The following is a 25,402-nucleotide window of genomic DNA, read 5'->3' on the forward strand; positions in this document are numbered from 1 at the left end:
CCGGGGGCGGCCGGTGGCGGGCGGCCCGGGGCGGTCGCGGCGGGTCAGAGCCAGTCGCGGCGCTTGAAGATCACGTAGAGCGTGCTGCAGACCACCAGCATCAGGAAGATCGCGAACGGGTAGCCGAAGACCCAGTGCAGTTCGGGCATGTGCACGAAGTTCATCCCGTACACCGTGCCGATCAGGGTCGGCGCGAAGAGGATCGCGGCCCAGGCGGAGATCTTCTTGATCTCCTCGTTCTGCGTGTAGCTGGCCACGGTCAGGTTCTTGACCTCCTCGTTCTGCGACTGCGACACCAGGGTGGCGTTCAGCGCGAGGATGTCCGCCAGGATCTGCCGGAACTCGTTCACCCGCTCCGAGGCGGTGGTGGCGTGGTCGGCGACGTCACCCAGAAGGCGCCGCAGCTCCTCGTCGGTGCCGTACTTCTCGAAGCCGGCGGTGAGCCCCTGGAGGATGTCCAGCAGCGGCCGGGTGGCCCGCTGGAACTCGATCACCTCACGGGAGAGTTCGTAGATCCGCCGGCTCACCCGGGGATCGCCCCGGAACACCTCGGTCTCGATCTCGTCGATGTCGTTCTGCAAGCCGCCGACCACCGGGGCGTACCCGTCGACGACGCTGTCCAGGATCGCGTACAGCACCGCCTCCGGGCCGCGCCGCAGCAGGTCGGGGTCGTTCTCCATCCGGCGACGTACGGCGTTCAGGTCGGGTGCCTGGCCGTGCCGTACGGTCAGCACGAAGTTGGCCCCGACGAAGACGTGCACCTCGCCGAAGTCGACCTCCTCGACCTCGTCGAGATAGCGGGCGGCCCGGAGCACCACGAAGAGCGTGTCGCCGTACCGTTCGAGCTTGGGCCGCTGGTGCGCGACGATGGCGTCCTCGACGGCCAGCTCGTGCAGCCCGAACTCCTCCGCCACGGTGAGCAGTTGCCCCTCGGTCGGCCGGTACAGGCCGATCCACGCCATCGTCCCGGGATGTTCCCGCAGCCGCCGGCAGGTCTCGGCGAGGTTGGGCGGACCCTCGATCCGCTGACCGTCCCGGTAGATCGCGGAGGTGACCACACTCTCCTCCGCCGGAGGCGCCTCGTTGCCCTCCTCGGCCGCCCGCGGATCCATCGACAGCTCCGGTGGCGACTGCGGATACCGGTCCTGCGAGCGGCGCAGGGCCCGCTTCGCGGGTCGGAGGGCGCGCGAACGCCAGTCGGACATGGGCAGCCTCCAGAACGAAGACGTCGAGCGACACGTGCGGGGACCCCGCGAGCAGTGGATCGCACAACCGGTCGACGGCCCGCCCCGGGCCGCCGTCCCATCCCACGCCTGCCCCCGGCCGAGGACGACAAATCGCCGGCCAACAGCACGGAAACGTTGACCAACCCCCACGGTAGGCGGCGCCGCGACCCTTCGCACCCCGAGTCGCGGACAACGCCGGCCGGGCCCGGGACGGCCGCCGGCCGCGAGGCGTCTCCTGAGTTGCCCGGCCGCAGGGCGTGTGCGGCGCTGCCGGGTCAGCCTCCGGCGACGGAGGGGATGACCCGGATCTCCGCGTCGTCGGGTACCGCCGTGTCGAGGCCACCGGTCTGCCGGCAGTCCTCGCCGTCGACGTAGACGTTGACGTATCGACGCAACTGGCCCTGCTCGTCCCGGATCCGCCGGATCAGCCGGGGCCACTGCGCGGCCACCTCGTCGAGCACGGCTCGGAGGGTGCCCGCCGTGGCGACGTCGAGCCGGCCGGCGCCGGCCGTCTCGCCGCGCAGGGCGGCGGGCACGATGACGGTGACCATCCGGCTCACACCTCCGCGGCCCGGACGCAGAGCACGTCGGGCAGGTGCGCGGCGACCAGCGACCACGAGTCCCCCTCGTCGCGGCTGGCGTAGACCTCGCCGGAGCGGGTGCCGAAATAGACGCCGGCCGGGTCGGCGTCGTCGACACACATCGCGTCGCGCAGCACGGCCGGATAGAAGGGGCCGGTCGGCAGCCCGTCGGTCAGCGGCTGCCAGGTGTCACCGGCGTCGGTGGAGCGGAAGACCCGGCAGCGCCGGTCGACCGGGAAACGCTCCCGGTCCGCGACCAGCGGGAAGGTGTAGATGGTCCCGCCCCGGCGCGGATGGGCGACGATCGGGAACCCGAAGTCGCCGGGCAGCCCGTCGGCGATCGACTGCCAGCTCAGCCCACCGTCGGTGGAGCGGTAGACGCCGTGGTGGTTCTGCGCGTAGAGCCGCTCGGCGTCGGCCGCGTCCCGGGCGACCTTGTGCACGCACTGCCCGAACTCGGGCCACTCGTCCGGCATGAAGTAGGCCCGGATGCCGGTGTTCTGCGGACGCCAGCTCGCACCCGCGTCGGCGGTGCGGTAGACGCCGCCGGTCGACATGGCGACCAGGATCTGCGCCGGGTCGGCCGGGTGCGGCAGCACCGTGTGGATCGCCTGACCCCCGAACCCGGCGTCCCACTGGGTGCGGTGCGGGTGGTCCCAGAGCGGGCGCACCAGCTCGTAGGAGATGCCGCCGTCGACCGACCGGAACAGCGCCGAGGGCTGGGTGCCGGCGTAGACGACGCCCGGCTCGTCGGCCGCACCGGGGGTGAGCTGCCAGACCCGCTCCAGGCTGGATCCGGTGCCGTCCGGGAAGGCGACGGGTGGTTCCGCCGGCTCCTGCCAGGACGCGCCCAGGTCGTCGCTGGTCGCGACGCTCGGGCCGAAGTGCGAACTCGTCACCCCGGCGAGCAGCCGGGGAGTGGGCCGCCGTTTGTCCATCGCGACCGAGTAGACCCCGGTCATCGGGAAGTGCACGCCGCTGACCTGCCAACTCCTGCGGCCGTCGTCGCTGGTGGCCAGGAAGAGTCCCTTGGCGGTGCCGATTGCCAGCAAGGTTGTCATGGTCAGCTCTCCGATCGGACGTACGCCGTTGGGGTCCGCACGGGAGTATGCCGAGCAGCACCGACAAAACAGCAGTCCAGACGGCGTGGCGCGGGTCGGCGGGCGGCTAGGGCATCAGCCTGTTGACCTCGGAGTAGCTGAGCACCTCCGTGCCGAAGTCGAAGCTGCCGGCCGCACGGATCTCGCGGGCCGCCGCCACGAGGGCGCTCATCGCCACCCGGGCCAGGGTCGAGCCGACGCTGACCCGGCGTACGCCGCAGTCGGCGAGCATCGCGACCGTCACCCCGGGCGACCCGGCCAGCGCGTTGACCGGCTTCTCCACCGCCGTGCAGACCGACCGGACGGCGTCCAGGTCCGGCAGCCCCGGTGCGTAGAGCACGTCCGCGCCGGCAGCGGCGTAGGCCCGGAGCCGGCGGACGGTGTCGGGCAGGTCGGCCCGGCCGTAGAGGAAGTTCTCCGCCCGGGCGGTCAGGGTGAACGGGAACGGCAGGCTCCGGGCCGCCGCCACCGCCGCCTCGACCCGACGGGCCGCCTCGTCCAGCGGGCGGATCGGCTCGGCGGGGTCGCCGGTGGCGTCCTCGATCGACCCGCCGACCGCGCCCGCCTCGGCGGCGAGCCGGATCGTCTCGGCCACCTCGGCCGGACTGTCGCCGAATCCGCTCTCCAGGTCCGCCGCCACCGGCAGCGGGGTGGCCGCCGCGATCACCCGGACGTTCTGCAACGTCTCCGCCCGGCTGACCAGGTTGGCGCCGTCGGGCCGGCCGAGCGCGAAGGCCAGCCCGGCGCTGGTGGTGGCGAGCGCGGGGAAACCGAGCTGGGCGAGTACCCGGGCACTGCCCGCGTCCCACGGATTGGGGAGTACGAAGGTCGGCCCCTCGTGCAGCCGGCGGAAGGTGACCGCCCGGCGGTGCTGGTCGGCGACGTCCAGAGTCATCCGATCATCCTCCCCGGCGGCAGCCCACGTACGCCGCCGCCGCCGCCCGACTGCCGTACCGGCTCGGTCACCGCAAGGTCTCCGTACGGCATCGGTCGATCTCCCGCCGACCCCGGCTGTCTAGACTCCTGCAATGGGCAGTCGCCGGGGGACGATCACGCTCTGGGGAGTCTTCGCCGTCATCGCGGCGGTCTCGTCGGTCCTGGTGCTCCGCCGACCCGAGTGGGAACGCCTCTCGGACCTACACATCTACTACGGCGCCATCCGGCACCTGCACGCCGGCCAGCCGCTCTACGAATTCGTCGCCGCCAACGGCGGACCGTTCACGTACCCGCCCTTCGCCGCCCTGGTCCTCTCGCCGATCGGCCTGCTGCCCGAGGGTGTCCTGCAACTGTCCTGGCTGGTCCTGACCTGCGCCGCGATCGCCGCCATCGCGATCGCGGCGGGTGGCGCCGTCGCCTCGGAACGGCACCGGCGCCCGCTGGTGGTCGCGGCCGTCGCCTGCGCGCTGATGCTCTCCGCCCCGGCCCAGAGCAACCTGCGGTTCGGTCAGGTCAGTGTCTTCATCGTGCTGCTGGCCCTGGTCGACGGGATGGGGCTGACCCCGGCCCGGTACCGGGGCGTACTCGTCGGGATCGCCGCCGCCGTCAAGCTGACCCCGCTGCTGTTCGTGGTCTTCTTCCTGGTCTCCCGCCGCTGGCGCGACGCCGGCCGGGCGGTCGTCGCCTTCCTGGCCTGCGGCCTGGTCGGCGCGGTCGTGCTGCCGGCCGACAGCTGGACCTTCTGGACCGGCACCTTCCTCAACACCTCCCGGGTCGGCAACCTCGCCTCGCTCGGCAACCAGTCCGTGCACGGCATGCTGCTGCGGGTCGGCGTCGAGGGCGGGACCTTTCCGCTGCTCTGGGCCGGCCTGGTGCTGGTGGTCTGCGGCACGGCGCTGCTGCGGGCGCGGCAGCTCGAACTCTCCGGCCGGTCGGCACACGCGGCCGTACTGGTCGGCTGCGCCACCGTGGCGGCCTCGCCGGTCTCCTGGACCCACCACCAGATCTGGCCGGTGCTGGCCGCGATGTTCCTGGTCGGGGCGTACGGGGTGGCCCGCCGGGTGGCCGGGGTCGCGGTGCTGGGCGTGATGGTGCTGTCGCTGGGCGCGCTGCTCAGTCCGGTCTCGATGACCCCGGGACTCCAGTTCCTCCTGGAGAACTCCCGATCCCTGGCCACCGTCACGCTCTGCCTGGCCGGGTTCGGCGGGGTCACGGTCGCCGCCGTCGCCGCCGGTCGGCGTACCGGCACGGCGCGCGGCTGGTTGCGGGTGGGCACCGCCGCGGTGGCCACGGTCGCCTTCTTCGCCGTACAGCCGCTGCCGGCGGGGGCCGATCCGACGTTCAAGGCGTACTCGATGTCGGACGTGCACAACCCGCGGTACTTCTTCGTCTGCCGCAGCGCCGCCGAGTGCGCCGCGTTCGGTGCGGGTGTGCCGATCACCTTCGGGGTCACCGCCGAGAAGACCAAGGTACGTGTCAACGGAGTCGTCGACGCCACCGTGGCCCGGCTGGAATACCAGTCCGCGCCCGGCGGTGCTCCCCGGACGATTCCGCTGCTGGAGGTCTATCCGGGGCAGCGGCTCTTCTCGTTCCGTTCGGCCAACCTCTCGCACGGCCGGTTGACCGCCTATGGCGCGGACGGCAGCCCGATCGCCGCGTACAGCGAGGAACTCGCCGTCGGGTGACGGCACGGTCCCGGCCGGTGAGTGCGGCACCGACCCGACAACCGGCGGCCGGGCCGGGGTAGCCCGGGATGTTAACGTGGCGCCCGGATCACGACGGCGGCACGGGGACCTGGCCGGTCACCGCCTCGACCGTCGCCGGCCGGCCAGACGGTGCCGGCGCCACCGACCACGTGCGGGTGCGCGCGGATCGGTTACCCCAGTGGCGGGCGGGCGTCACCAGGCTTCACGGGAAAGGGCCTCTGGATTGTCGGTCTTCACGCGCCGTCGTCGAACCCCGACCGACGCACTGCCGGAACCGCCGGACGGTGCCGCCTCGAACGGTGCGACCCCGGACGGTGCCGCCTCGAACGGTGCGACCCCGGACGGTGACGCCGCCGGCACGGACGGCGGGACCGACGTGCCGGACACCTCCGACGGCGGGACCGACGCCGGCACACCCGCCCGGAAGCGTGGCTGGCCGCGGGTCGTGGCGGCTCGGCTGGCCAGCATCCTGGCGCTGCTGCTGGTCGTCTTCGCCTTGCTCGCGCCGAACCAGCTCACCCTCTACACGCCGGGGGCGTTCCTGCGGCTGCCGCTGGAGGCGCTGGTGGTGGTGGCGCTGGTGCTGCTCCTGCCGGGCTGGGGACGCCGGATCGTGGCGGTACCGGTCGGGATCGCCCTCGGGCTGCTGGCCATCGTGAAGGTCATCGACATGGGTTTCTTCGCGGTGCTGGCCCGGCCGTTCAACCCGGTCTTCGACTGGATCTCGTTCGAGGCCGGCACGGACTACGTCGAGGAGTCGTACGGCCGGACCGGTGCCGTCGTCGCGGTGGTCGCCGCCGGGCTGCTCGCGGTCGGCCTGCTCGTGCTGATGACGCTGTCGGTGCTCCGGCTGACCCGGCTGGCGGTCCGGCACCGCCGCGCGACGACGCACATCGTCGCGGCCCTCGGGGCCACCTGTGTCGTCGGTGCCGTGCTCGGCGTGCAGATCGTCCCGGAGGTACCGGTCAGCACGCTCAGCTACGACCGGGCACTCCAGGTGCGGGCGGCCCTGCGCGACCAGGAGGTCTTCGCGGCCGAGGCCCGGGTCGACGCGTTCGGTGACACCCCCGGTGACCAGCTGCTGACCGGGTTGCGGGGCAAGGACGTGGTCGTCGCCTTCGTCGAGAGCTACGGTCGTTCGGCGGTCGAGGATCCGGCCTTCGCCCCGGAGATCGGTGCCACCCTCGACACCGGCTACACCCGACTGCGGACCGCCGGGTACGCGGCGCGCAGCGGCTGGCTCACCTCGCCGACCGCCGGCGGCGGAAGCTGGCTGGCCCACGCCACGCTGCTCTCCGGGCTCTGGATCGACAACCAGCAGCGCTACACCCATCTCGTCGCCACCGACCGGATGACCCTGAACCGGGCCTTCCAGCGGGCCGACTGGCGGACCGTCGGAGTGATGCCGGGGATCACCCAGACCTGGCCGGAGGGAACGTTCTTCGGCTACGACGAGGTGCACGCCTCGAAGGAACTCGGCTACCGGGGCCCGCAGTTCAGTTGGGCCCAGATGCCGGACCAGTACACGCTCTCCGTTTTCGAGCAGCGCGAACACTCCACGCCGGACCATCCGCCGGTGATGGCGACGATCCCGCTGGTGTCCAGCCACGCGCCGTGGGCACCGATCCCGGAACTGATCGGCTGGGACCAGCTCGGCGACGGATCGATCTTCGGGCCGATGGCGGAGGCGGGCGAGTCGCCGGACGACGTCTGGCGGGACACCGGCAAGGTACGCACCCAGTACCGCCGGGCCGTCGAGTACTCGCTGAACACCGTCGTCTCCTACCTGGAGCGGTACGGCGACGAGGACCTGGTCTTCGTCTTCCTCGGCGACCACCAGCCGACCCCGCTGGTGACCGGCGAGAACGCCAGTCACGACGTTCCGATCACCATCGTCGCCAAGGACCCGGCGACGTTGGAGAGGATCGCCGGCTGGAACTGGCAGGAGGGGCTGAAGCCCGGTCCGGAGACGCCGGTCTGGCGGATGAGCGACTTCCGGGACCGGTTCCTCGCCGCGTTCGGGTCGTAGTCCCGGCAGCGCGGCAGCGACCCCAAGACTCTGACCAACGTTCGGAGGTTCCACACCATGATCGAGGGCACCGGTCTGACCGTGACCACCGTCAACCTGAGCGCACCGGATCCGAGGGCTCTGGCCCGTTTCTACCAGCGCCTCCTCGGCTGGGAGATCACCGAGGAGGCGCCGGACTGGGTACTGATGCGTGACCCGGCCGGGGGAGTGGGGCTGGCCTTCCAGACCGAGGCGGCGTACCGCCGGCCGAGCTGGCCGGCCCGTCCCGGCGACCAGCAGATGATGATGCACCTGGAGATCCGGGTCGACGACCTGGAACGCGCCGCCGCACACGCCGTGGCCTGTGGCGCCACCCGGGCCGACTTCCAGCCCCAGGAGGACGTCCTCGTGCACCTCGACCCGGCCGGCCACCCCTTCTGCCTCTACCTCTGACCGGCCACCCCGGCCACCCCCTCGGGTCGACTGGGGGCGGCCGGGTCAGTCGGCGAGGCGGGCCGGGAAGCCGCCGGTGGCGACCGGGCCCCAACTGTCGACGGTGACCCGAATCAGCGACTTGCCCTGCCGGCGCATGGCCTCGCGGTACTCGTCCCAGTCCGGGTGTTCGCCGGAGATGCACCGGAAGTACTCGACCAGCGGCTCCAGCGCCTCCGGCAGGTCGAGCACCTCGGCGGTACCGTCGACGTGCACCCACGGCCCGTTCCAGTCCTCGGAGAGGACGCAGAGCGAGACCCGGGGATCCCGGCGGGCGTTGGTCGCCTTCGCCCGTTCCGGATAGGTCGAGACGACGATCCGGCCCTTCGGGTCCACGCCGCAGGTCACCGGCGAGGACTGCGGCCGGCCGTCCGGGCGGGTCGTCATCAGGACGGCGCGGTGCCGGGGTCGGAGGAATTCGAGGAGTTCGGCACGGTCGACACGGGTGTTGGTGGCGATGCTGCGGGTCATTGACCGTTTCTACCAGGCTCGGGCGGTGCTATCAGGCTCGGGCGGTGCTATCAGGCTCGGGCGGGACCGGGTCCCGACGGCCGGTCAGCCTCCGGCCCCGGATCGGCCGTCGCCGGTGGCGGCCTTGAGCGCCCGCAGCACCGACAGCTCCGACCCGGTCGGCGGCGCGCCGGTACGCAGGTCGTCGGCGACCCGCAACCGCCAACCGGTCGCCGCCCGGGCCTGCTCGACCGTGGCGCCGGGGTGCAGCTCGGTCAGCACCAGCTCCCGGCTGGACGGGTCGGGCCGGAGTACGCCGAGGTCGGTGATCACCACCTGTGGTCCGGCCCCGCGCAACCCGAGCCGCTCCCGGTCACCGGGCCCGGTGCCGTACCCGAAGGAGGTGACGAAGTCGACCCGCTCGACGAAGGTACGCGGACTCTGCCGCATGATGACGATGACCTCGCGGCAGGAGGCGGCGATCTCGGGTGCCCCACCGGCCCCGGGCAGCCGTACCGCCGGGTCGCCGTAGTCGTCGCCGATGACCGTGGTGTTGATGTTGCCGTACCGGTCGAGCTGGGCACCGCCGAGGAATCCGACGTCGATGTTGCCGGGCTGGAGCCAGTAGTTGAAGACCTCCGGGACGCTCACCACGGCGTCGGCGGTGTCGGCGAGGATGCCGTCGCCGATCGAGAGCGGCAGTCGGTCGGGCTTTGCGCCGAGGCACCCGGACTCGTAGATGAGCACGAGCCGGGGTGCGTGGGTCGCCCGGGCGAGGTTGGCGGCGGTACTCGGCAGGCCGATCCCGACGAAGCACGCGGTGCCGTCCCGCAGTTGCCGGGCGGCGGCGACGGTCATCATCTCGTCGGCGGTCCACTCCGCACTCATCGCCGCCACCTCCCGGGGTCGAGAACGTGCTGCCGCATCCAGGCGGTGAAGGTGTCCCGATCGCGGCTGATCGCGTCCCAGGCCTGGTAGAAGTCGTTGTCCCGGACCGAGTAGCCCTGGGCGTAGGAGGGGTGCGCGCCACCGGGCGCGAGGGCGACCGCGTTGACCGCCCAGGTCGGCAGTACCACCTGGGTGGGCATCGGCTCCAGGGAGTCGACGATCTCCTCGACGGTGACCAGAGACCGCTTGGCGGCCAGTACCGCCTCCTTCTGCACTCCGGTGATGCCCCACATCTGCACGTTGCCGGCCCGGTCGGCCCGCTGGGCGTGCACGATCGCGACGTCGGGGTTCAACGCCGGCACGGCGGTGAGTACCTCGCCGGTGAACGGGCAGGTGATGGGCCTGATGGTGGCGGTGTGCCGGGGCAGGTCGGTGCCGGTGTAGCCGCGCAGCACCGCGAACGGCAGCCCGGAGGCTCCGGCGACGTAGCGGTTCGCCATCCCGGCGTGGCTGTGCTCCTCGATCTCCAGCGGGGTGGGCCAGCCGCGCTCCACCGCGTCCCGGAACCGGTGCAGCGAGCCGACGCCCGGATTGCCGCCCCAGGAGAAGACCAGCCGGCGGGCGCAGCCCATCCCGATGAGCTGGTCGTAGATGACGTCCGGGGTCATCCGGACCAGTTCCAGGTCGCGTCGCCGCTGCCGGACGATCTCGTGGCCGGCGGCGAACGGAATCAGGTGGGTGAATCCCTCCAGCGCCACCGTGTCACCGTCGTTGACCAGTTCGGCGACACCTTCGGTCAACGAGACGATCTCAGCCATCCGTCCCCAGTCTCCTGATCGCGCGTCGTCGCCCTGCCGAGCGCGGCGACGGCAGACGGGCGCAGTCGTTCGTTTTGCGTACGCCTGTTCTGATAACGAACGTAGCGTGACGCCTTCCACCCGTCAACGCCACCGGAGCCCGGACAGTTGCGATCTTCGCTGCGCCGGGAGTACGGTGAGGGCATAATTCATCGTCTGTTGAATAAGGTGGTCGCGGTGGACGGACGTACGACCTGCGTCGTCGTCGGCGGTGGACCGGCCGGAATGGTGCTCGGGCTGCTACTGGCCCGGGCCGGCGTCGACGTGACGGTGCTGGAGAAACACGGCGACTTCCTGCGGGACTTCCGGGGCGACACGGTGCACCCGTCCACCCTGCAACTCCTCGACGAGCTGGGCCTCGGCGAGCGGTTCGCCGCCCTGCCGCAGAGCCGGCTGGACGAGGTGGCCTTTCCGGTGGCGCCGGGGCGGCAGATCGTCGTCGCCGACTTCCGCCGGCTGAAGACCCGTTATCCGTACGTCGCGATGGTGCCGCAGTGGGACCTGCTCGACCTGCTCGCCGAGGCGGGCGCCGCCGAGCCCTCCTTCACGCTGCGGATGCGCACCGAGGTGACCGAGCTGATCCGGGAGGACGGCCAGGTCCGGGGCGTGCGCTACCGGGGACCGGACGGCGAGACCGGCGAGTTGCGGGCGGAGCTGACCGTGGCCTGCGACGGCCGGTGGTCGATCGCCCGGGCCCAGGCCGACCTGCCGGTCCGGGAGTTCCCGGTGCCGATCGACGCCTGGTGGTTCCGGCTGCCCCGCGACCCGCACGACGACCCGGCCGGGCTCACCCCCCGGGTGGCTCCGGGCCGGTTCGCGGTGGTGATCCCCCGGGAGGACTACCTCCAGGTCGCCTACATCGCCCGGAAGGGCAGCGACGCGCGGCTGCGCGCCCAGGGGGTCGAGCAGTTCCGCCGGGACATCGCGGAACTCGCTCCCGGCTTCGCCGGCCGGGTCGACGCGATCGCCTCGATGGACGACGTCAAGCATCTCGACGTACGGCTGAACCGGCTCGACCGCTGGCACGTGCCCGGACTGCTCTGCCTCGGCGACGCCGCGCACGCGATGTCACCGGTCGGCGGCGTCGGGATCAACCTCGCCGTGCAGGACGCGGTCGCCGCCGCCACGCTGCTCGCCGAGCCGCTCCGGCGGGGCACGGTCAGCGAGGCCGATCTGGCGCGTGTCCGGGCCCGGCGACTGTTGCCGACGATCCTGGTGCAGCGACTACAGCGGCTCATGCACCGGGGCCTGGTTGCGCCGATCCTGGACGGGCGTCGGGCCGGGCCGCCCCGGCCGGTGCTGGCGCTGCTGCGGCGGTTCCCGTTCGCCTCCCTCGGCCCGGCCTACCTGATCGGCATCGGCGTGCGCCCCGAGCACGCGCCGCCGTTCGCCCGCCGCCCACCGGCCCCGGTCGGCACCGAGGGCCAGGCCGGCTGAGCACGACCGGGACCGGGCCGCCGACAACTCGGCCAGCCCCACCGCGCCCGGCTGGCCGCGGCGGTCAGCGACGGCCGGAGCCGCCCGGGTCGGCGTAGGCGGTGAGGCCGGTGGCGAGCAGCCGGAACCCGCCGTCGGCGGCGGCCACCGCCTCCGGGTACACCTCGGCGGCCGTACGTCCGGCGCTGAGCCGCTGCCAGTTCTCCCGGGCGAGTATCCGCTGTACCGCCACGACCTGACCGGCGGCGAGTCGGGCGTCGAGTACGCCGGTCGCCGGTGCCGCCTCGCCGAACGCCTCGGCCAGCGCCTCCTCGTCGTCGGCCGCGTACCGGGCGACCCGGGCCGCCAGGCTCGGCGTGCCGAAGACCATCGCGTGGTACGCGAGAACCTCCGGGTGGTCGTTGAGCCCGGTCACCGGGTCACGCCGGTCGAGCCCGGCCAGGAAGTGCCGGTGCAGCGCGCTGAGCGGCGCCTCGTCGGCGGAGCGCTGCCGGACCACCCGGGCGGCCTCGGCGCGGTGGTCGAGGATCCGGTGCAGGACCAGATCCTCCTTGCTCCGGAAATATTTGAAGAGCGTCGGCTTGGAGACCTCGGCGGCGGCGGCCACGTCGGCCACCGAGACGTTGTCGTAGCCGTGCCGGAGGAAGAGGGAGATCGCCGCCGCCGACAGGGCGTCGTGGGTGCGCTGCCGCTTCCGCTCCCGCAGCCCCGGTCCGTCGGTCATGTGATCGATCCTAACATTTCCAGATCAGGTCAACTTTGTTACTCGGGTTATAGTCTTTACCGAGTTAAGGAATCTGCCATGTGACATGGAGAGTTGACCATGGTGCTGTCCGGTCCCGCCCACCCCGCCGACTCCCGCACCCGGCCCGTGCCCGCACCTGCGACCGGCGGCGCCGGGCGACCCGCCGGCACCCTCGCCGAGGAGCAGGCCCGGCTGGCCGCCGTACGGGCCGCGCTGGCCCGGATGCTGACCACCGCCCGGGTACGGGTGGCCACCGGTGAGACCGTGGCCGGCGACCGGTACACCGCCGAGACGCTCGGCCGGATGCTCAAGAGCCACCTCAAGGAGCTGACCGAGGAGCCGGACGGGCCGGTGTACTTCGGCCGGCTGTGGTTCGGCGACTCGGCGGCGGCCGGCGAGCACCGGGGCGAGTGCTACTACCTTGGCCGGCGGCACGTCCCCGACGAGTCGGGCCAACCCCTGGTCATCGACTGGCGGGCACCGGTCTCCCGCGCCTTCTACCGGGCCAGCGCCCGGGACCCGCTCGGCGTACGCGAGCGTCGCCGGTACGGCTGGACCAGCCGGCAGCCCGCCGAACTGACCGGTTACGAGGACGAACGCCTCGAACGTGCCGGGGAGGCCGGGCGGCTCGGCGCCGAACCCGGCGACGGGCTGAGCCGGTTGGTCGCCGCCGAGATCGAGCGTCCCCGGGAGGGGCCGATGCGCGACATCGTCGCCACCATCCAGCCCGAGCAGGACGACCTGGTCCGGGCGGATCTCGACCGCTCGGTCTGCGTACAGGGCGGACCGGGCACCGGAAAGACCGCCGTCGGCCTGCACCGGGCCGCGTACCTGCTCTACACCCACCGGCAGCGGCTGCGCCGGGGCGGCGTACTGGTGGTCGGGCCGAACGCGGCGTTCCTGCGCTACATCTCCGCCGTACTGCCCGCGCTCGGCGAGGTGGACGTCGAGCAGTGCACCCTCGCCGAGTTGCTGCCGGAACACCCGGTCGGCGCCGTGGACAGCGCCGAGACGGCGGCCCTGAAACACGACCCTCGGATGGTCACGGTGCTGCGCCGGGCGCTGTACGACCGGATCGCCGAGCCGACCGAGCCGCTGGTGATCCCGGACGGCTCGTACCGGTGGCGACTGCCGGTGGCGTGGCTGCGCCGCACCGTCCAGGACGTACGCGCCGAGGAGCCGCCGTACGCGATCGGCCGGGAACGGCTCCGCGCCCGGATCGTCGGCCTGCTGCAAACCCGGGCCGAGACCCGGGCGGAGACGCCCAGCGGCGCGTGGTTGCGCAGGATGGCCCGGTGCCGTCCGGTCACCGCCTTCCTCGACGCGGTCTGGCCGACGACCCGGCCGGTGGAACTGCTGGCGTCGCTGCTCGGCGACCCGACCGTGCTGGCCCGGGCGGCGGCCGGGCTGCTCACGCCCGCCGAGCAGTCCACACTCGCCTGGCCCCGGCCACCCCGGACGGTCCGGGCCGCGACCTGGTCCGCGGCCGACCTGGTCCTCCTCGACGAGCTGGGCGGGCTGCTCGACCATCCGGCCGGCTACCGGCACGTCGTGGTGGACGAGGCGCAGGACCTCTCGCCGCTGGAGTGCCGGGTGATCGCCCGGCGTAGCCGGCACGGCTCGCTGACCGTCCTCGGCGACCTCGCCCAGGGCACCACCCCGTGGGCGGCGTCGGACTGGCGGGACCAGTTGGCGTACCTCGGTCGGCCCGACGCCGCCATCGTGCCGTTGACCGCCGGGTTCCGGGTGCCGGCGGCCGTACTCGGCCTGGCGAACCGGCTGCTGCCCGGGTTGGGGGTCGCGGTGGCGCGGACGCGCTCGGTGCGTACCGACGGAGAGGTCCGGGTCCGCGCGGCGGACGACCTGCCGGCCGCGACCGTCGCCGCGGTGCGGGCCGCACTGGTCCGCCCGGGTTCCGTCGCGGTGGTTGCCGCCGACGCCGCGCTGCCCGGACTGGCCGGGGCGCTGCGGTCCGCCGGGATCGCCGTCGGCCGGGCGGACGCGCCCGACCAGGACGCCCGGGTCACCCTGCTGCCCTCGACCCTGGCGAAGGGCCTGGAGTACGACCACGTGATCGTCGTCGAGCCCGCCGAGATCGTCGAGGCGGAGCCGCGCGGCCTGCACCGCCTCTACGTGGTGCTGACCCGGGCCGTGTCGCGACTCGACGTGCTGCATCACCGGGCGCTCCCGGCCGAGCTGGCGGACCGGGGTAACGGGTCCCTGAAGTGCTGACTTGTCCCACTTTCCGGTGTGGATTTGGCGACATCGAGGGATAGGACTACGGTCAAGGCCGGCTGATGCCGCGAAATGGGGCCAACACGACCGACGGGATCATGGTGACTGTCCTCAACTTTCGGCGTACCCGATCAGACGCCGCGCTCGCCGTGGCGTGCGCGGTGGTCCTGACCCTCTCGGCAGCCTGCGCGGGCGGCGGCGCCGAGCGTCCACAGTGGTCGGACGGGGTGCCGGCCACCGAGCCCTCGTCGGCCGCGCCCAGCCCGACCGAGGCGACCCCGACTCCGCCCCCGACCCCGACGCCCCGGCCCACGGCGGCCCGCACCACTCGGCCACCGACCACCACCGCACCCACCCGCCGCGCCCGCACCATGGGCGAGCAGACGACCGTGACGGTCAGGGTGACCGGCGGGTTCGGCCAGGCGCAGAACTTCTCCGGCCTGCACCAGGAGGGGTGTGGCAACCCCAGTTTCGGGCTGGTGCAGATCCGGGTGGGCGCGGCCGGCAACGTCTCGTCGGTGTCGTTCCGCTACCGGGTGAGCACCGCCGTACCGTTCGACGGCAGCGGATCCGCCCGGACCATCGGCAGCGACCGGGGGACCTGGCTGGCCAGCCTGGGGCCGTTCCGGGCCGAGCCGCGCAACTCGGCGGGCGGCACGATCACCATCACCGCCACGGCGAAGTTCAAGGACGGCTCGACCCGCACCGCCCGGACCAGCACCCCGCTGAAGGCCTGCCAGCGCTGATCCGGCACCCGGTCGCCCCGGCAGTTCGCGCCGGGGTGGCCGGGCCCGAACCGGGTTGGGCATGATCGGAGGTGATGTCCTTCGTCCTGCACGAGCCGGCCCGGCTCGACCTCTGTTACGACAGCCTGCACGGGCTCTCCGTCGGTGACGCGCTCGGCGCACAGTTCTTCATGGTCGGCCGGTTACCCGCCGACCTGGCGGCGGGTCGACCCCCGGCCGCCCCCTGGGAGTGGACCGACGACACCGAGATGGCCTGCTCGGTGGTTGCCGAACTCGCCGCGCACGGCGAGATCCGGTCCGACCGGCTCGCCGCCGTGTTCGCGGAGCGCTGTGAACCGTACCGGGGCTACGGGGCGGGCGCGGTGGTGATCCTGCACCAGATCCGCGACGGGGTGCCGTGGCGGGACGCCGCCCGCGAGGCGTTCGGCGGAGAGGGCTCCTGCGGCAACGGGGCGGCGATGCGGATCGCTCCGCTCGGCGCCTACCACGCCGACCGGCCCCGCCGCGCGGCCGAGCAGGCGATCCGGTCCGCCGAGGTGACCCACGCCCACCCCGAGGGGATCGCCGGGGCCGTACTGGTCGCGGTCGCCGCCGCGCACGCCGCGGCGGCCCGGCTCACCGGGGTACGCCCCTCCGCGCCCGAGTTCGTCGACCGGCTGGAGCCGTACCTGGTCGACGGGCAGGTACGCCGGGGAGTCGAGCGGGCCCGTCGACTGCTCAGCGCCGCGGCGGTGACCGTCGAGGAGGCGGCGTACGAGTTGGGCAACGGGTCACGGGTGACCGCCCAGGACACCGTCCCGTTCGCGCTCTGGGTCGCCGCGACGCATCTCGGCGACTATCCGGCCGGGATCAGCGCGTGTGTGACCGCCGGTGGGGACATCGACACGACCGGGGCGATCGTCGGCGGCGTGCTGGCCGCGTACACCGGGATCGGGGACCGGCCCGACGCGGTCGGCGTGCCGGCGACCTGGCTGGCCGCCCGGGAGGCGCTGCCCGACTGGGTCGACCGGCGCCTGTTCGACGATCCCGGCTCTACTCCCGGCTCTGCTCCTGGGTCTGCTCCGGGCTCCGCTCCTGGCTCCGATCCGCGATAGGCGGTCACCGACGACGGCCCGGGAACCGCCGCCTCGGTCCGGTGGCCGAGCCGGAGCCGGAGCCTGTGGTGGCGGTGGCGGTGGCGACCGCTCAGCGGGACCCGTTGGCCCCGGGGTGCCGGTCGGCCGGCCTGCCGGGTGGACTGCCCGGCCCGCCCTTGTCGCGGGGTTTGTCCGGGGCGCCGCCACGCTTGGGATCGGCGGCCAGCAGCCGTCGGCAGTAGTCTTCGACCTCGGCGCGGCCGCCGGCCGCCCGGACCAGCGCGGCGGACGCCGGGCGGCGGGCGGCGGGACCGGAACCGTGGCCACCCTTCACAAAGGCGCGACACTGCGCCACGAGCGCCTGGGGCGGCAGAGCGCGGCCGGACGGGCCGGGCCCGGTGGCCGGAGGTGCGGTGCGGTGCGGTGCGGGCGTCGGTGCCGGTGCGGTGGTCGGCGGTGCGGTCGTCCGCCCGCCGTTCGGGCCCGCGTCCACGCTCGGTGTGCTGCGCGGTGGACCGGCGGGACGCAGCGCGGGGATCTCCGCGGCCAGTGCCACCCCGGCGGTGAGGGTGGCGACGAGCGCGGCGAGCCAGCCGAAGGCGCCGGCCGTCAGCCGTCGGCGGCGGCCCGGCGGCCGGGTCGACGCACCGGCCGGGGTGTCGGGGATCTCGGATGTCCGGGCTGTCGCCGCCGGGCCCGCCATCGCCCGGGCGTCACGGACCGCCCGGAACGCCGCTACCGCGGCGTCCTCGCCCTGGAGTTCTCCGGGCCGGCCCGGCGCCGCCGCCACGGCGAGCAACTCGGCGACCGGATCGCCGAACGAACCGCCCACCGGATCGGCCAGCGGGCCGGCGACCCGATCGGCCACCGAAGCGGTCGCCGAAGCGGCCACCGGATCGGTTACCGGATCATCGGCCCGATCACCGACCGGTTCGCGGACGTCGCCGTGCGCCTGCCGGGCCGCTGCGGCGCCGGCCGCGACGGCGTCGAGCAGCCGCTCGGCCGCTTCCGGACCAGGCCGACGGCGTCGACGGAAAGCCATGCTCATCTCTCTCAGCGCCATCCCTGTCCAGCCTCGACATCCTCGCTGGACCGTACGTCGGCGACCGGTGCGACCGCCGGTCCACCGTCGGCCGCCGACTCCGTCGCCCCCTCCCGCCCGTCCCGCCCGTTCTGCGCCAGGACGCGGGCCAGTCGCCGCAGCCCGCGGTGCGCGGCGGTACGGACGGCTCCGGGTCGCTTGCCGAGCACCCGCGCGGTGCTCTCGGCGTCCAACCCGATCACGGTACGCAGCAGCACCGCCTCGGCCTCGGTACGCGGCAGGGAGGCGATCAGCGCGACGGCGGTGTCGGTACCCAGCCCCTCGTCGACGCTCGCGGCGGTGTCCTCGGCGCCCGGCAACTCGGAGAGCGCCTCGACCGGTACCGACACGGTCGGCCGGCGGCGCTGGTGACGGAGGTGGTCCAGTGCCCGGTTGCGGGCGATCCGGGTGGCCCAGGCCCGGAACCCCGGCCCGCCGGCGAAGGTTGCCAGGTCACGGGCGATCTGCAACCAGGTCTCCGACGCCACGTCCTCGGCGTCCGAGCCGACCAGCACGGTCAGGTAACGCAGCAGCCCGGGCTGGAGTTCCCGGTAGAGCATCCGGAACGCGTACTCGTCGCCCTGCTGCGCCGACCGGACCAGGGCACTCAGCTCGGCCGGCACGGTTCGACTCCGTTACGGGACGCCCCGGTCCCGCCCATCCGGGGTGCCGTCCGGAACTGGTGACGGGATACCGGAGCGCTTTCCGCAGCGTCTCGTCGTACCGTGCGTCGTCGTCGGATCCCGATCCGCACCGGTCGTCCCCCGTCCACGTGATCGCCGTCCCACGCTAGGGGCGGGCCGAGCCCGCAGGCAAGTCGTCACCCCGGCGGAACGAGTGAGATATCTCCGCCGGCCAGCCCGGTGCGTCCCGGTAACACGATTCCACCGTCCGGCGCTGTCGCGGTGCGTGCCGGTCCGCTTTCGCCAGCGTGTACCCCGCCGGTCGAGGCTCGCTTCCGCCCGGGTCCCGTTGCCCGGTAACCTCTGCGCTTCGACAACGGGGAATGCGCGTCGGGTCCGGCACACGGGTCGACGACGGGGGAGGGGAAACGGTGGTCTGGCCGTTCCGTAAGAAGCAGGCCGCGGCGGCGTCGGGGGCTCCGGCCAGCACCGCGCCGCCGATCGACAAGGCCAAGGGCGATCCGGGGGCGGCCCGGCTGCGCGCCGCGCTCGCCCAGCGGGACTGGGTGACCGCCCGCGACTTCCTCGACTCGGTCGGGCACCCCGACGACCGGGCGTTCTATCTCGGCGTCTGCGCGGACGTCGAGGGGGTGCAGGACTGGATCGGGGACTGGATCGCCGCCGAGCCGCACTCCACGCTGCCGATGCTGGTACGCGGCTGCCACGGCGTCTACTGGGCCTGGGAGGCGCGCGGCGGCGCCACCGCCGAGCACACCAGCCAGAGCCAGTTCAAGGGCTTCTTCGACCGGTTGCGGATGGCCGAGAACTGCCTCGACGAGGTGGTGGACCGGGAACCCGACGACACGACCGCGTGGACCTTCCTGGTGACCGCGGCCCGGGGTCGCCAGGTCGGCCGGGAGGAGGCGATGCGCCGCTTCGCCCAGGTGGTCGCCCGGCACCCCACGCACCAGACGGCACACCAGCAGATGTTGCAGTATCTCTGCAAGAAGTGGTTCGGCAGTACGGAGGAGATGTTCGACTTCGCGCGTACGGCGGCGGCCAAGGCACCGGCCGGGAGCCTGCTGCACGAACTGGTGGTGGTGGCGCACATCGAGCACTGGCTCGGCCTGCCCAGCGAGGAGAAGGACCCGTACATCATGAGCCCGGCGGTACGGGCCGAACTGCGGGCGGCGGCGGAGCAGTCGATCTGGCACCCGGAGCACCGACGCCGGCCGGGCTGGCCCAGCCCGTACAACTCGTTCGCGCTCGCCTTCTCCTTCGCCGAGGACTATCCGGCGGCGGCCGCCGTCTTCGACGCGATCGGCGACAACGTGACCGAGTGGCCGTGGTACTACTCCAGCGGCAGTGACCCGGCCGGGCGGTTCGCCACCTGGCGGGACATCGCGTTCGCCCAGCGGCACGAGCAGCCGCGGTAGCGCCGGTAGCGCCTGCGGGGTGTCGCCGGAAGCACCCGCTTCCGGCGACACCCCGCCCGGCTGTCGTCAGGGGTTGACGGTGATGGTGAAGGTGGACGTGGTGTTCCGGATGTTCTGGTAGTTGTTGCTCATCCGCAGGTTGTTGAAGACCGCCGAGCCGACCGCCGGACCCTGACCCGGCTCCGGCATCTCGTTCGCCCAGATGCCGAACCCGGACTTCGCGTCGTACGCGTCGCCGCTGCGTTGCGCCCCGCTGATGGAGATGTTGGTGAACACGGTGTCGGTCACCGGGTTCTCCGGACTGCTGCCGTTGTATTTCGTCTGGAACATGATGCCGTGATAGGTCGGGTCCACGATGTCGACGTCACTGACCCGGATTCCGCGCATCTCCTTGGAGGCGGAGAAGACCCAGATCGCGGGGAAGGTCTGCGCGCCCCAGAAGTGGCCGCCGGACCGGACTATCGAGGCGTTCTCCACCCGGGTGATCCCCGGCCCGAACCCGACGAACGGATAACCGAAGTCGAGTGAGCTGATGGTGATCCCGGAGTAGACGAGCTGGTCGGCGATGTACATGTTGCGGAAGGTGTTGTTCTGCCCGCCGTACACCGCGACCCCGGCGGCCCGCCAGGTCAGCGTCGCCGTCAGGTTCTCGAAGACGTTGCCGGTGTTCGCCCCGCCACCGGCGTCGGTCGCGGAGAAGAGCGCGAACGCGTCGTCCCCGTTGCCACGCCCCTCGACGTTGCTGACCAGGTTGTTCGTGCTGCCGTTGGTCATGTTGACCGCGTCGGCGAAGGTGTTGCGGATCCGCGAGTTCTTGATGGTGACGTTGCTGACGTGCACGCCCCAGAACATGCAGACGGTGTGTTCGACCCAGACGTTGTCGAAGGTCAGGTTGGAGACGTTCGACAGCTCACCCCAGACCTTGCCGGGGCCGTCGATCCGGGAGGTGTAGTTGCCGAAGAAGGCGAGGTGCTCGAAGGACGAGCCGTTCGCCGTACCCTCGACCCGGAAGCCGGCGTCGGTGTTCTCCTGCCCGGGCGGGGTCTGGAACCGGGTGTACCACATGCCGGCGCCGACCACCTTGACCGCCTTGCCGTACACCTGGAACTTGTTCGAGGTGCTGTAGGTGCCGGCGGGCAGGTAGACCCCGACCAGGTTGCCGGTGGTGTCCATCCGGACCCGGTCCAGCGCGTTCTGCACGTCCTGGTGGCCGGTGCCGGTCGGCGTGGTGTAGCGGGCCGGGTCCGGGTTCGGTCGCGGTGAGACCTGCTCGGTGTTGACGAAGTCGATCGCGTACGTGGTGCTGTTGGCCGGATCCTTCTGCAACCTGATCCGGCTGCCGGCCGGGATCGACGAGTTGAGCATCACGTTCGCCTCGTCGTAGATGTGCCGGGGGCCGCCGGAGCCGGGCGAGTTGTTCGGGCTCGCCTCGGCACCGTAGAGCCAGGCGTACCGGCTGGTCAGGTCGATGGCCTTGTGGAAGGTGCCGTTGACGTAGATGTTCAGCGTCGAGTTGGTGCCGCCGCCGCCCGGGGCGTCCGGCATGGAGAAGCGGGTCACCAGGGTGTTGGTCGGGGCCCGGGTGGTCCACTCGACGTAGGCGCCGGTGCTGTTCAGGGTCACCGCGCGCCGGCCGGACGCCTCACCGGCGAGGTCGCCGACGGTCCGGTTCGGTCCGACGATCGCCGCGCCGCCGCCGAGCGTGCCGTCCTCGGCCTCGTACATCTCGTACGGCATGTTGGCGCCGCGCCCGACGAAGAACGGCGTGTCACTGGTGTTGTTGCCCTGCTTCACCGGCAGTTCGTTGGCGTCGGCGGCGAGTACGGTCCGGACCGTGTACCGGCCGTTGGCCGCGGTCCAGGTGCCGAGGCTGACCGGTGCGGTGCTGGCCCCGGCCGCGATGGTGCCGGTGTACGAGCCGGTCAGCGTGCGTACCGCCGTGCCGCTGGCGTTGAGCACGGTCACCGTGATGCCGTGCGCGCCGCCGGCCGAGGCGCTGGTGCCCTGGTTGCGGATCGCCACCGTGAAGGTGACCGTCTGGCCGTTCGCCGGGGTGCTCGGCGACCAGCTCGGGATCGCCACCAGGTCCGAGCTGGCCACCGGGGCGACGGTCAGCGTGGACGGGTTGGTGAAGCTGTTGTTGGTCTCGCTCTGCTCGACGACCGAGTTCGCCTCGTCGACCTTGGCGGTCAACTGGTACGTGCCGGCGTTGCGCGGCCCCGCGTTCGCGGTGACGGTACTGCTGGCCCCGGCGGCGAGCCCACCGACGGCGGCGGTGCCGACCAGGGTCGTACCCAGGTAGAAGTTGACGTTCGTGGCGCCGGAGGCGGCGGTGCCGGCGTTGCGGACGGTGGCCGAGACGGTGATCGCGGTGGTCTCGACCGGCGCGGCCGGGCTCCAGGTGGCGGCGGTGACCGTCAGGTCCGGGTTCGGCGCCGGCACTCCGAAGACCTGGAACTCGGCGACCTGACCGGCCGGCGCCCCGCTGTTCGAGGTGATCGAGAGCCGGATGTCGGCGACGTTGCCGCTGACCGGGATGGTGACGCTGTTGCCGCTGCCCGGGTTGAAGTTGTAGAGCGTCGCCGCCGACAGGGTGCCGAACGACGAGCCGCTCTGCTCGCGGCCGAGCACCGCGATGGTCTGGCTGCGCGGGCCCCAGGCCGGGTCCGGGTTCAGCCGGACCACCACCGAGCTGACCGTGGCGTTCGCGCCGAGCTGCACGGTGAGCACGCTCGGGTACGCCCCGCCGGCCCCCTCCCAGTACGTCGCCACGTTGTCGTCGTTGGCGTTGGCCGCGACGAAGGTGTGCACGGTCGACGAGGCGGTGATCGGCCTGCCGACCGCCAGGTTCGTCCCGGCCGGCGGGTTCCCGGTGCCGGTGCGGGTCACCGTGTTGCTGTTCGGCGACACGTTCCCGGCGGCGTCCCGGGCCCGTACGTGGTAGGAGACCGTCGCGCTGGCCGGCTGGTTGTCGGTGTACGTCAGCACGTTGCCGAGGTTGGCCCGGAGCGTGCCGTTGGCGTAGACGTCGTAGCCGGTGACGCCGACGTTGTCGCTGGCGGCGTTCCAGGTGAGCCGGATCTGCCCGCTGGCCGGCTGGGTGTAGGCCAGGTTTCCCGGTGCCGTCGGGGCCTGGCTGTCCGGGCCGCCGGTCGGGCCGTGCACCTCCAGCTCGGAGAGTTGACCGGCCGGCCAGCCGTTGTTGGCGGTGATGTGCAGCCGCAGGTAGCGGGTGTTGGTGGCCGGCAGGTTGATGGTGACGGTGTTGCCGCTGGCCGGGTTGAAGGTGTAGCCGGTGGCGGCGACGAGGGTGCTGAACGTCGAGCCGTTGCTGCTGTTCTGCACGGAGAGGGTCTGGGTCCGGGTGCCCCAGCCGGGCGGCAGTTTGAGCACCAGCCGGTTCACCTCGGCGGCGGAGCCGAGGTCGGCCTGGATCCACTGTGGGAACGCGTTGTTGTTGCTCTCCCAGTAGGTTGCCGGGTTGCCGTCGCCCGCGTTGCCCGCCGGGTACTCCGGGTGGGAGCTGCTGGCGCTGAGGGTGGCGGCGACCGCGACCTCGGCCCGCGCGGGCCCGGTGTCGGGGCGGGCGGCGGCCGGGGTCGGGAAGAGCGATCCGGCGGCCACCAGCAGTCCGGTGGCGAGCGTCGCCGCGATCAGGCGGGGTCTTGGTGGTAGCTGTCTCATCGTGTTCCCTTGGCGCTCGTCGGAACCGACTGGAGATGCTGCGAGCGGCCGGGCCTGGTCGGCGGCTGGCCCGGCTGCCGCCCGCCGCCGAAGGCGAGCGGTGGCGCCGTCCGTCCGCCTGTCCACCGCCGCCGCGACCCCGCCGAGGGTCGATCCCCGTGGGCAGCCGGGGAAGGAGCACAGAGAACGCCTGTCCAGAAATTCCGGGATGTAGAAAGCTATCTAGCAACTAGTGACCCGAAACTTGCGTGGTGTCGTCGTAATGTTGCAGACGCGCTACGGCTGCGTCAACACCTCGGCCGGATCAGTCCGGATCGATGTGGGGGAGTGGGGCGATTTACCCGGATCGATATTATTTGCGGACCCCGGCTGCGGGCTCCGGCTGCGGGCTCCGGCTCCGGGGACCGGCTGGCGGCCACGGGTCACCGGTCGACGCCGGGCCGGTTCAGTCGAGCCGGTTGCCGTGCGCGGCGAGAAGCGCCCGCAGCGGTGCCGGGTCGGCGCCGCCCAACCCACGCTTCGGCAACACCAGTACGGCCGCGCCCCGGCGCCGGGAGGCGAGCAGCACGAAGGAGCGTTCCGTCTCGACGTGCAGCGGGTGCATCGCCCAGCCGCTGCGCATCTCCCCGCTGACGTTGCACACCCGGACCCCGGTCTCGTCGACGACGGCGGTCATCGGCTGGGTCAGCGCCGGGTTCGCCCGGACGAGCAGCCCGACGTGCAGCCGGTAGATCAGTCGGGGATTGCGGAGGAACCGGCGCAGCAGGAAGTCGACGCCGGCCACGATCGGCATCAGCACCACCAGCAGGGCGAGCACCGCCAGTGCCACGACCGTGGAGAAGTCCCCGGCCAGCGCGGCCCGGACGAGGACGGCCGCGACGACCACCGGGGTCAGGATGGTGGTCGGCCAGCGCAGGTACCAGGGGTGGCGGAAGCTCCGGGACTGCGCGGCGAACCCGTCGAGCAGGTCGTCGACGGTCAGCGTGTACCGCAGCGTCGTCTTGCCGGTCAGCACGTGCTCCGGGGCCATGACGATGCAGCGTAGTTGGTCGGCGGTCGGCGACCTCCCCGGACGATCCGCTGGCGGGCGGGTTGGACACTGTAGCGACCTGACCACCCCATCCCCTCCGGAGCGCCCCGATGTGGTCCCTCGACATCCCCACCTCCGTCTGGGTCTACCTGGGTACGGCGGCGGCGGTCCTCGGCACCGCCTGGACGTACCGCCGTCGACTGCTCCAGCAGCCGTCCCGGCTCGAACACGGTGACCTCACCCCGCAGCAGGTCGGCTACCTGCACGCGGGGGAGCGGCTGGCCGTCTACGCCGCACTGGCCGGCCTGCGCGCCGCCGAGGCGGTACGGCTGACGCCCGCCCGTACGCTGCGGGTGAACGGCCCGCTGCCACCCGGCGCCACCGCGCTGGACGAGGCGGTGCACGCGGCCGCCGGTGCCGAGGTGCCACAGCAGGCGCTCCGGGCCGATCCCCGGGTGGTGGCGGCGGTCGGGCGGATCCGGGACGGGTTGGAGGAGTCCGGGCTGCTGCTCGGTCCGGCCGCGTCCCGCCGGGTCCGGCGCGGTGCCAGGCTGATGCTGCTGCTGGTCGTCATCGGGGTCGCCGGAATCAGTGGCGACCTGGTCGGCGGGCGGTCGCCCGGTTGGCTGGGCCTGGCCACGCTCGCCGTGTTCGGCGGCTACCTCGTGCTGATCGCCAGGCTGCCCCGGCAGAGCGCCGCCGCCGAGGTGCTGCTCGAACAGCTTCGCCGGACGTACGCCCACCTGAGCCCGCAGCACCGACCCGCCCTGGCCACCTACGGCCCGCAGGCGGCGGCGATGGCGGTGGCGTTGTTCGGGTACCGACGTGCTCGGTCACGTCGACCCGGAGATGGGCGCCGAGGCGTACGTCGAGCACCGTGCCCTGGACACCGGACCGACCGGCGCCTCGGGCTCCGGCTACGCCGGCTACGGCGGTGCCGACAGCGGCAGCGGTGACGCCGGCGGAGGCGGCTGCGGTTCCGGGGGAGGCTGCGGCGGTGGGGGAGGCGGCGGTTGACAGGCTGTCAGGCCCCGGCCGAAGAGGGAATCATCTACACTTCGCGAT

Annotated in this window: 20 protein-coding genes and 1 pseudogene; 9 read left to right on the plus strand and 12 right to left on the minus strand. The window is 72.7% G+C overall.

Annotated elements, in window-relative coordinates; translation table 11 throughout:
* Positions 1-44: 44 nt before the first annotated feature.
* The 4 genes from C6W10_RS17610 to C6W10_RS17625 form a co-directional block, all read right to left on the minus strand.
* Positions 45-1,205 (minus strand): magnesium and cobalt transport protein CorA, encoded by a 1,161-nt coding sequence (locus tag C6W10_RS17610; RefSeq protein WP_107259010.1) that lies wholly within the window; start codon positions 1,203-1,205, stop codon positions 45-47.
* A 296-nt stretch (positions 1,206-1,501) separates the two neighbouring features.
* Entirely contained in the window at positions 1,502-1,777 is a 276-nt protein-coding gene (locus tag C6W10_RS17615; protein ID WP_107264048.1) for a ubiquitin-like small modifier protein 1, read from the minus strand.
* 5 nt (positions 1,778-1,782) lie between these two features.
* Positions 1,783-2,868: a glycosyl hydrolase gene (locus tag C6W10_RS17620; protein WP_107259011.1), complete on the minus strand. Its 1,086-nt coding sequence runs from the start codon at positions 2,866-2,868 to the stop codon at positions 1,783-1,785.
* Positions 2,869-2,974: 106 nt separating this feature from the next.
* On the minus strand, positions 2,975-3,802 hold the full coding sequence (locus tag C6W10_RS17625) for an isocitrate lyase/phosphoenolpyruvate mutase family protein (protein ID WP_107259012.1): 828 nt from the start codon (positions 3,800-3,802) through the stop codon (positions 2,975-2,977).
* 133 nt (positions 3,803-3,935) lie between these two features.
* Between C6W10_RS17625 and C6W10_RS17630 the strand changes: the two genes are divergently transcribed.
* The 3 genes from C6W10_RS17630 (at position 3,936) to C6W10_RS17640 (ending at position 8,010) form a co-directional block, all read left to right on the plus strand.
* The gene (locus C6W10_RS17630; RefSeq protein WP_107259013.1) at positions 3,936-5,528 is read left to right on the plus strand and encodes a glycosyltransferase 87 family protein; all 1,593 of its coding nucleotides are present in this window, start codon (positions 3,936-3,938) and stop codon (positions 5,526-5,528) included.
* 244 nt (positions 5,529-5,772) lie between these two features.
* Positions 5,773-7,578: a sulfatase gene (locus tag C6W10_RS17635; RefSeq protein WP_107259014.1), complete on the plus strand. Its 1,806-nt coding sequence runs from the start codon at positions 5,773-5,775 to the stop codon at positions 7,576-7,578.
* Positions 7,579-7,635: 57 nt separating this feature from the next.
* Positions 7,636-8,010, plus strand: a complete 375-nt coding sequence (locus tag C6W10_RS17640) for a VOC family protein (protein WP_107259015.1) — start codon at positions 7,636-7,638, stop codon at positions 8,008-8,010.
* Positions 8,011-8,055: 45 nt separating this feature from the next.
* Here the strand turns inward: C6W10_RS17640 and C6W10_RS17645 are convergent, their stop codons facing one another.
* The 3 genes from C6W10_RS17645 to C6W10_RS17655 form a co-directional block, all read right to left on the minus strand.
* The gene (locus C6W10_RS17645) at positions 8,056-8,520 is read right to left on the minus strand and encodes a PPOX class F420-dependent oxidoreductase (RefSeq protein WP_107259016.1); all 465 of its coding nucleotides are present in this window, start codon (positions 8,518-8,520) and stop codon (positions 8,056-8,058) included.
* 84 nt (positions 8,521-8,604) lie between these two features.
* Complete coding sequence (locus C6W10_RS17650) at positions 8,605-9,387, minus strand: CoA-transferase subunit beta (RefSeq protein WP_107264049.1); 783 nt, start codon at positions 9,385-9,387, stop codon at positions 8,605-8,607.
* Positions 9,384-10,205 carry a CoA transferase subunit A gene (locus tag C6W10_RS17655; RefSeq protein WP_107259017.1) on the minus strand — a complete coding sequence of 274 codons (822 nt, stop codon included), beginning with the start codon at positions 10,203-10,205 and terminating at the stop codon, positions 9,384-9,386. The genes C6W10_RS17650 and C6W10_RS17655 overlap by 4 nt, the downstream gene beginning before the upstream one ends.
* 216 nt (positions 10,206-10,421) lie before the next feature.
* On the opposite strand from C6W10_RS17655, the gene C6W10_RS17660 reads away from it, so the two are divergent.
* A complete protein-coding gene (locus C6W10_RS17660; RefSeq protein ID WP_107264050.1) occupies positions 10,422-11,681 on the plus strand; it encodes an FAD-dependent oxidoreductase in 1,260 nt (419 codons plus the stop codon).
* Positions 11,682-11,745: 64 nt separating this feature from the next.
* Here the strand turns inward: C6W10_RS17660 and C6W10_RS17665 are convergent, their stop codons facing one another.
* On the minus strand, positions 11,746-12,405 hold the full coding sequence (locus C6W10_RS17665) for a TetR/AcrR family transcriptional regulator (protein ID WP_107259018.1): 660 nt from the start codon (positions 12,403-12,405) through the stop codon (positions 11,746-11,748).
* A 99-nt stretch (positions 12,406-12,504) separates the two neighbouring features.
* Between C6W10_RS17665 and C6W10_RS17670 the strand changes: the two genes are divergently transcribed.
* From C6W10_RS17670 to C6W10_RS17685, 3 genes and pseudogenes are all read left to right on the plus strand, one after another.
* Positions 12,505-14,658: an AAA family ATPase gene (locus C6W10_RS17670; RefSeq protein WP_107259019.1), complete on the plus strand. Its 2,154-nt coding sequence runs from the start codon at positions 12,505-12,507 to the stop codon at positions 14,656-14,658.
* Between the two features lie 101 nt (positions 14,659-14,759).
* Positions 14,760-15,407: a hypothetical protein gene (locus tag C6W10_RS37380; protein ID WP_159104630.1), complete on the plus strand. Its 648-nt coding sequence runs from the start codon at positions 14,760-14,762 to the stop codon at positions 15,405-15,407.
* A 74-nt stretch (positions 15,408-15,481) separates the two neighbouring features.
* Positions 15,482-16,411, plus strand: a pseudogene (locus C6W10_RS17685) (ADP-ribosylglycohydrolase family protein); the annotation flags it as partial.
* Between the two features lie 181 nt (positions 16,412-16,592).
* On the opposite strand, the gene C6W10_RS17690 reads toward C6W10_RS17685, so the two are convergent.
* Both C6W10_RS17690 and C6W10_RS17695 read right to left on the minus strand, forming a co-directional pair.
* The gene (locus C6W10_RS17690; RefSeq protein ID WP_107259023.1) at positions 16,593-17,525 is read right to left on the minus strand and encodes a hypothetical protein; all 933 of its coding nucleotides are present in this window, start codon (positions 17,523-17,525) and stop codon (positions 16,593-16,595) included.
* 11 nt (positions 17,526-17,536) lie between these two features.
* Positions 17,537-18,187 carry an RNA polymerase sigma factor gene (locus C6W10_RS17695; protein ID WP_107259024.1) on the minus strand — a complete coding sequence of 217 codons (651 nt, stop codon included), beginning with the start codon at positions 18,185-18,187 and terminating at the stop codon, positions 17,537-17,539.
* Positions 18,188-18,618: 431 nt separating this feature from the next.
* Between C6W10_RS17695 and C6W10_RS17700 the strand changes: the two genes are divergently transcribed.
* The gene (locus C6W10_RS17700) at positions 18,619-19,623 is read left to right on the plus strand and encodes a DUF4034 domain-containing protein (RefSeq protein ID WP_159104631.1); all 1,005 of its coding nucleotides are present in this window, start codon (positions 18,619-18,621) and stop codon (positions 19,621-19,623) included.
* A 66-nt stretch (positions 19,624-19,689) separates the two neighbouring features.
* Here C6W10_RS17700 and C6W10_RS17705 read toward each other — a convergent pair whose 3' ends face one another.
* Both C6W10_RS17705 and C6W10_RS17710 read right to left on the minus strand, forming a co-directional pair.
* Entirely contained in the window at positions 19,690-23,307 is a 3,618-nt protein-coding gene (locus C6W10_RS17705; RefSeq protein ID WP_107259026.1) for a discoidin domain-containing protein, read from the minus strand.
* Positions 23,308-23,752: 445 nt separating this feature from the next.
* A complete protein-coding gene (locus C6W10_RS17710; protein WP_107259027.1) occupies positions 23,753-24,337 on the minus strand; it encodes a YcxB family protein in 585 nt (194 codons plus the stop codon).
* Between the two features lie 110 nt (positions 24,338-24,447).
* Here C6W10_RS17710 and C6W10_RS17715 point away from each other — a divergent pair, with 110 nt between their 5' ends.
* Entirely contained in the window at positions 24,448-25,293 is an 846-nt protein-coding gene (locus C6W10_RS17715) for a TIGR04222 domain-containing membrane protein (protein ID WP_107259028.1), read from the plus strand.
* Positions 25,294-25,402 lie beyond the last annotated feature (109 nt).

The organism is Plantactinospora sp. BB1 (assembly GCF_003030385.1).
In the GTDB taxonomy this organism is placed as follows: Bacteria; Actinomycetota; Actinomycetes; order Mycobacteriales; family Micromonosporaceae; genus Plantactinospora.

Bases quoted from the DNA above. Each gene is read 5' to 3' on its own strand.
- C6W10_RS17610 (WP_107259010.1), bottom strand. From the start codon at position 1,205: ATGTCCGACTGGCGTTCGCGCGCCCTCCGACCCGCGAAGCGGGCCCTG.
- C6W10_RS17615 (WP_107264048.1), bottom strand. From the start codon at position 1,777: ATGGTCACCGTCATCGTGCCCGCCGCCCTGCGCGGCGAGACGGCCGGC.
- C6W10_RS17620 (WP_107259011.1), bottom strand. From the start codon at position 2,868: ATGACAACCTTGCTGGCAATCGGCACCGCCAAGGGACTCTTCCTGGCC.
- C6W10_RS17625 (WP_107259012.1), bottom strand. From the start codon at position 3,802: ATGACTCTGGACGTCGCCGACCAGCACCGCCGGGCGGTCACCTTCCGC.
- C6W10_RS17630 (WP_107259013.1), top strand. From the start codon at position 3,936: ATGGGCAGTCGCCGGGGGACGATCACGCTCTGGGGAGTCTTCGCCGTC.
- C6W10_RS17640 (WP_107259015.1), top strand. From the start codon at position 7,636: ATGATCGAGGGCACCGGTCTGACCGTGACCACCGTCAACCTGAGCGCA.
- C6W10_RS17645 (WP_107259016.1), bottom strand. From the start codon at position 8,520: ATGACCCGCAGCATCGCCACCAACACCCGTGTCGACCGTGCCGAACTC.
- C6W10_RS17650 (WP_107264049.1), bottom strand. From the start codon at position 9,387: ATGAGTGCGGAGTGGACCGCCGACGAGATGATGACCGTCGCCGCCGCC.
- C6W10_RS17655 (WP_107259017.1), bottom strand. From the start codon at position 10,205: ATGGCTGAGATCGTCTCGTTGACCGAAGGTGTCGCCGAACTGGTCAAC.
- C6W10_RS17665 (WP_107259018.1), bottom strand. From the start codon at position 12,405: ATGACCGACGGACCGGGGCTGCGGGAGCGGAAGCGGCAGCGCACCCAC.
- C6W10_RS17670 (WP_107259019.1), top strand. From the start codon at position 12,505: ATGGTGCTGTCCGGTCCCGCCCACCCCGCCGACTCCCGCACCCGGCCC.
- C6W10_RS37380 (WP_159104630.1), top strand. From the start codon at position 14,760: ATGGTGACTGTCCTCAACTTTCGGCGTACCCGATCAGACGCCGCGCTC.
- C6W10_RS17690 (WP_107259023.1), bottom strand. From the start codon at position 17,525: ATGGCTTTCCGTCGACGCCGTCGGCCTGGTCCGGAAGCGGCCGAGCGG.
- C6W10_RS17705 (WP_107259026.1), bottom strand. From the start codon at position 23,307: ATGAGACAGCTACCACCAAGACCCCGCCTGATCGCGGCGACGCTCGCC.
- C6W10_RS17710 (WP_107259027.1), bottom strand. From the start codon at position 24,337: ATGGCCCCGGAGCACGTGCTGACCGGCAAGACGACGCTGCGGTACACG.
- C6W10_RS17715 (WP_107259028.1), top strand. From the start codon at position 24,448: ATGTGGTCCCTCGACATCCCCACCTCCGTCTGGGTCTACCTGGGTACG.